We start from the raw sequence: 5,189 nt of genomic DNA on the forward strand, positions 1-5,189 counted from the left end.
CGGCGGCAGAGTGGTCCGGGGGTGCTGTCTGCGTCTCACGAGTTGTTCGCTCCCGTCTCCGGACGTCGCCCGGCCGTCAGCCGGGACGGCAGGTCGGTGGCGTCGGCGCCGCGTGGGACACCGCACCGTGCGAGGGCCGCGGTGCCGGCCACCGCGACGGTCAGATTGAGCAGCAGGGCGGCGATCCCGGCGTAGATCTCCAGCGGTCCGTCGCCCGTGCCGAGCGGCACGATGGAGGCGAACCCCTCGCGCACCACCAGGTACGTTCCGGCGGTCATGCCCACCGCCCACCCGGCGAGCAGCGCCCGCGGATGCAGCCACCGCGTGTACAGACCGACCGCCACCGCCGGGAAGATCTGCAGGATCCACACCCCGCCGAGCAGCTGGAGGTTGATGGCGTCCTGGTCGCGCAGCCCGAACACGAACGCCACGGCCCCGATCTTCGCGGTCAGCGACACCGCTTTGGCGACCCGCACCTGCCGTTTCGGCGTGGCCGTCGGATGGACGTACTCGACGTACACGTTCCGTACGAAACTCGTCGCGGCGGCGATCGACATCACCGCCGCCGGCACCAGCGCGCCCACGACGATCGCGCCGAACACCAGCCCGGCCAGCGGGCCCGGCATCAGCCGCTCCACCAGCATCGGCACCGCCGCCTCGGCCCCGCCCTCGGGGGCCCGCACCCCGGCCGCCAGTGCCGCGATGCCGAGGAACCCGAACAGCGCCAGCAGCGCGGTCCAGGCGGGCAGCCCCGCCGACACCTTGCGCAGGGTGTGTGTCCCGTCGGCGGCGAACCCGGCGGTGAGGACGTGCGGGTACATCAGCAGCGCCAGCGCGGAGCCGAGCGCCAGCGTGGCGTAGGCGGGCTGCTGATCCGGCGTGAGCAGCAGCGGCGAGTGGGCCGCGTCCGTGCCGCCGAGGGCGCGTGCCGCCCCGTCGAAGACCGCGCCGGGGCCGCCGAACCGTTCCAGGACCAGCCAGCAGACGGCGGTGAGCGAGACGAACACCGCCACCGCCTTCATCGCGGAGATCACCGTGGGCGCCCGCAGCCCGTGCCGGTAGGTGGCCACGGCGAGACCCGCGAACACCCCCACCATCACCAGGTCCCCGGTGGCGCCGTGCGGATACAGACCGCCCGCGGTGAGCACCGCGCGGATGCCGAGCAGCTGGAGCGCCAGGTACGGCATCGTCGCCAGGATCCCGGTCAGCGCGACGACCAGGGCCAGCGGGGGCGAGCCGTAGCGGCCGCGCACGAAGTCGGCGGCGGTGATGTAGCCGTGCCGCCGGGCCACGCTCCACAACCGGCTGAGCAGGACGAACGCGAGCGGACAGACGATCACCGTGTACGGCACCGCGAAGAAGGCGGGTGCGCCGTTGCCGTACGCCAGACCCGGTACGGCGGTGAAGGTGTACGCGGTGTAGACCGTCCCGCCGAGCAGCAGCCAGGTCCAGCCGGCGCCGAGGCTCCGGTCGGCCAGCGCCCAGCCCTCCAGCGAGGGCAGCCTGTCGCTCGGCCGGAGCCGTCGCGCGGTGACGGCGAGCAGCGACGCCCCGCCGATCACGGCGAGGAACGTCGCGGTCATGGCGCTGTCGGCCATGCGTCACCGTCCCCGTCCCTGGTGTGCTGTGCCCTCGGGGAAGAGTTGCGCGGAGGGCCCGTCCGGATGACAACGGACGGATGGCTCATCCGGCCGTACGCCGGGCGGACGGCTCGTCCGCCCGGCACGCCGCGTCACTCTCGCACAGAGCGCCCCGAAGGGGGAGAGGAGCGCAGGTCGCGGCACGGACCGCGGTTTCCCGGCTACGGCGCGTGTGCCCCGGCGAGGGCCGCTACACCGCCGCGGGTGCCGCCTCCTCGGCGTCCGGCACCGCGGCCGCCCCGGTCCGCTCCCGGCTCTCGCGGCGGACCAGCACGACCCAGCCGACCGGCACGGCCGCCGCGAACAGCCACCACTGGACGGCGTACGCGTAGTTCAGCGCCGCGTTCTCCTTGCCGGGGCTCCCCAGCTGCTCCGGGGTGCCGTCCCGCGGTTCGGGCGCCGTCTGCACCATGTACCCGCCGAGTACCCGGGCACCGAGCCGCTCGGCCTCCTGCCCGCTGTTGATCAGCATGATCTGCCGGTCCGGCAGTCCCTCGAGGTCCTTGATGCCGCTCGCCCCGGTCGTCTCGTCGGGCATCAGCCGGCCTCGGATGGTGATCTCGCCGCGCGGTGGTGCGGGGACCTCGGGAAAGGCGGTCTGGCTCGGTCCGTCCGAGGGGATCCAGCCCCGGTTGACGAGCAGGACGCTGCCGTCGTCGAGGACGAAGGGGGTGAGGACATGGAAGCCGACCTTGTCGTCGGCGTTGGTGCGGCGGCGGACGACGACCTCGTCATCCGTGTCGAAGCGGCCCCGGGCGGTCACGGTGCGGTACCGCTCGGCACGGGTCACGGCGTGCCCCGGGGACGCCAGCCGCTCCACCGGGACCGGGTCGGCCCCCAGCGCGTCGGTGACCAGCTGGTTCCGGGCGGCGCGCTCGTCGTGGCGGTCCATCTGCCAGAAGCCCAGCCAGATCATCGTGGGGATGAGGAGCAGGGCGACCAGGGTGATGATCACCCATTGGCGGGACAACAGAAAGCGGTACACCCCACGACCGTACAACTCGGCCGCGGGGTGCTTTCAGGCGGGTACGTCCATTCATACCCGGTCCACGATCCCCCCTTCCCTCCGCGCGGGCGCAGTGGGCGCCGCAGTACCAGTGCCCGTCGGCCGCCACGCCCTGGCCGATGATCCTTCGCATGTCGCCATGGGGCACAGCGTGAGCCGTCGGCCCGGTGCGGGGCGAGCGGGCGGCAGGCGAGTCGCCCGTCACTCACCCGTCCGTACGGTCCGGACACCGTGCCCCGCTCAGGCCGGTGAGGCGGGCTCGACGTCCCCGAGCAGCTGACCGAACGCCGCCTCGTCGACCACCGGCGTGCCGAACTGCCGGGCCTTGACCACCTTGGACGTCCCCGAGTCCGGGTCGTTGGTGACCAGGAGGCTGGTCAGCCGGGACAGGCTGGTGGCGACATGCAGCCCGGCCCCGGTCGCGCGGTCCTCCAGCAGGTCCCGCTCGACGGTGGTGTCCCCGGAGAACGCCACCCGCATGCCCTGTTTGAGCCGCTTGCCCGGTTCGTACCGCCCCGGGTTGGGGTGGGGGCACGCCGGCCGCTTCCGGGACGGGCGCCAACTGGCGGGGCCCCGGCCGCCGTAGCCGGCCTGCTGTCCGATGCGGGGCCGGTCCGTCCACTCGGTCAGCGGCAGGCACTCGTGCAGCGGCAGCCGTACGCCGTCCGCCGCCGCGGCCCGCAGACTGGGCCGGAACGCCTCCGCCAGCACGCGCGCGTCGTCCAGCGCGTGGTGCGCCCGCTGCTGTACGACGCCGAAGTGCGCGGCGAGCGACTCCAGCTTGTGGTTGGGCAGCGGAAGTCCCAGCTCCTTGGAGAGGGCGATGGTGCACAGCCGCTGCTTCACCGGCGCCTCGCCGCGCGCTCGGGCGTACTCCCGGGCGATCATCTGCCAGTCGAAGACCGCGTTGTGCGCGACCAGCACCCGGCCCTCGAGCCGGGCCGCGAACTCCGCGGCGACGTCCCGGAAGAGGGGCGCCCCCTCGAGTATCTCGCTCGTCAGCCCGTGGATCCACACCGGGCCCGGGTCCCGCTCCGGATTGACCACCGTGTACCAGTGGTCCTCGACCTCGCCCCGCGCGTCCAGCCGGTAGACGGCCGCGGAGATGATGCGGTCGTCCCGGGCCAGCCCCGTGGTCTCCACGTCAACGACCGCGTATCCCCGGGGATACGCGGCCGGCCACACGGCGGGGGAGGAGGCTGCGGCGGTGAGGTCTTCGAGCATGGTTCACGAGGATACTGGCCGCGACCGACACTGCTGTCCGTCAGGTGCCCCGCGCAAGGCGCCCGTTCGGATACCGGACAAGTGCGGACAGGTTCCGGGAGCCGTTTCCGGCCTCCGGTCACCAGCGGATCGGTACCGGCAGCGCCGTCAGCAGTCCCGACACCGCGACCACCAGGGCGAGCGCGTACACCTCCGCCCGCGCGGGGGAACTCGCGCTCAGCGGGTCGGCCGCGCGGGCCAGCCGGATCCGCGCCCACAGCGCGAGGGCGGCGACACCGGCCACGAGGATCACCTTGGCGAGCAGCACCCGCCCGTACGCGGTGTCGGTCAGCTGTTCCAGGATGGTCCCCGACGGCATCCGGCGCAGCGAACTGCACACCCCCGTCGCGGTGATGGCGGCGAGCAGGACGGCCGCCACGCGCGCGTAGCGCCCCAGCAGCGCGCCGCCCGCCGGCGCCCGCTGCCACAGCTTCAGCGTGCGCAGCGCGTAGACCAGACCGCCCACCCAGAGCGACGCACAGGTCAGGTGGACCAGGGTCAGTCCGGAGCCGGTCAGAGGGCTGTACTCGGTCGTCGGGTGCGCGCGCAGCGCCTCCGCCACGACGATCGCGGCCAGCGGCCACGCCTGTGTGCCGGGGCGGCCGGAGGCTGCGCACAGTGCGGCCGCGAGGAAGCCGTTGACCTCCAGGAGGGCGAGTCTGCCGTCCCGGGAGTCGTAGAGTCCGCCGACGTCGATGTCGGCGAGGCTGCCGGGGACCAGATTGCCGGTGGCCACGACGGAGGCGAGAGCGACGGCGGCCGCCAGGCCGATGGAGTTCGCGGCCGTCGACCAGCCGCGGGGCAGGACCGCGGGAGCGCCGGGCAGGGAGCGGGCCAGCCGTCGTACGAACAGTTCACCGACGGGGATGGCCAGGGCCGCGAACAGCACCGTGCGCAGCAGGGCTGTGCCGCCGGTGCCGGGCGCCTCCTCCTCCCCGGTGCCGTGCAGCGCCGGGGACGGGCCGAGGAGCGGTATCAGCGCGCCCAGCGCCACCAGCACGAGTACGGCGGCGGCCCGCCCGGTACCCGGTCGCCGGGCACCCCTGTGTGCACCGGTCCCCCCGGGCCCGGGCTTCGTCAGAGTCACCCCAGGATCTTCACAAGATCACACAGATCAGGGCAAGTCCCGGGCGTAATGTGTGCATGGTGCTTCCGTTCGCGCGTGGCGGTGCCGTCACTCCCAGCGCGCCGGATCCGCCCCCCAACTCCCCGGCGGCCGCGCCCAGTCGCGCGGTCCACCCGCGAACGTCACCGGCGGCAGGACGTACCGCACCCGCCCC

General features: G+C 73.7%; 4 protein-coding genes. All 4 read right to left on the reverse strand.

Annotation, left to right across the window (positions count from 1 at the left end; translation table 11 throughout):
* Positions 1-35 precede the first annotated feature (35 nt).
* Positions 36-1,598 carry a sodium:solute symporter gene (locus B9S61_RS13970; RefSeq protein WP_103542543.1) on the reverse strand — a complete coding sequence of 521 codons (1,563 nt, stop codon included), beginning with the start codon at positions 1,596-1,598 and terminating at the stop codon, positions 36-38.
* A 232-nt stretch (positions 1,599-1,830) separates the two neighbouring features.
* On the reverse strand, positions 1,831-2,625 hold the full coding sequence (locus tag B9S61_RS13975; RefSeq protein ID WP_103542544.1) for an SURF1 family protein: 795 nt from the start codon (positions 2,623-2,625) through the stop codon (positions 1,831-1,833).
* Positions 2,626-2,886: 261 nt separating this feature from the next.
* Entirely contained in the window at positions 2,887-3,870 is a 984-nt protein-coding gene (locus B9S61_RS13980; RefSeq protein WP_103542545.1) for a DEDDh family exonuclease, read from the reverse strand.
* 118 nt (positions 3,871-3,988) lie between these two features.
* Positions 3,989-4,996 carry a CopD family protein gene (locus tag B9S61_RS13985; RefSeq protein ID WP_103542546.1) on the reverse strand — a complete coding sequence of 336 codons (1,008 nt, stop codon included), beginning with the start codon at positions 4,994-4,996 and terminating at the stop codon, positions 3,989-3,991.
* Between the last annotated feature and the right edge of the window lie 193 nt (positions 4,997-5,189).

The organism is Streptomyces sp. SM1 (genome assembly GCF_002910825.1).
Classification (GTDB): Bacteria; Actinomycetota; Actinomycetes; order Streptomycetales; family Streptomycetaceae; genus Streptomyces; species Streptomyces okerensis.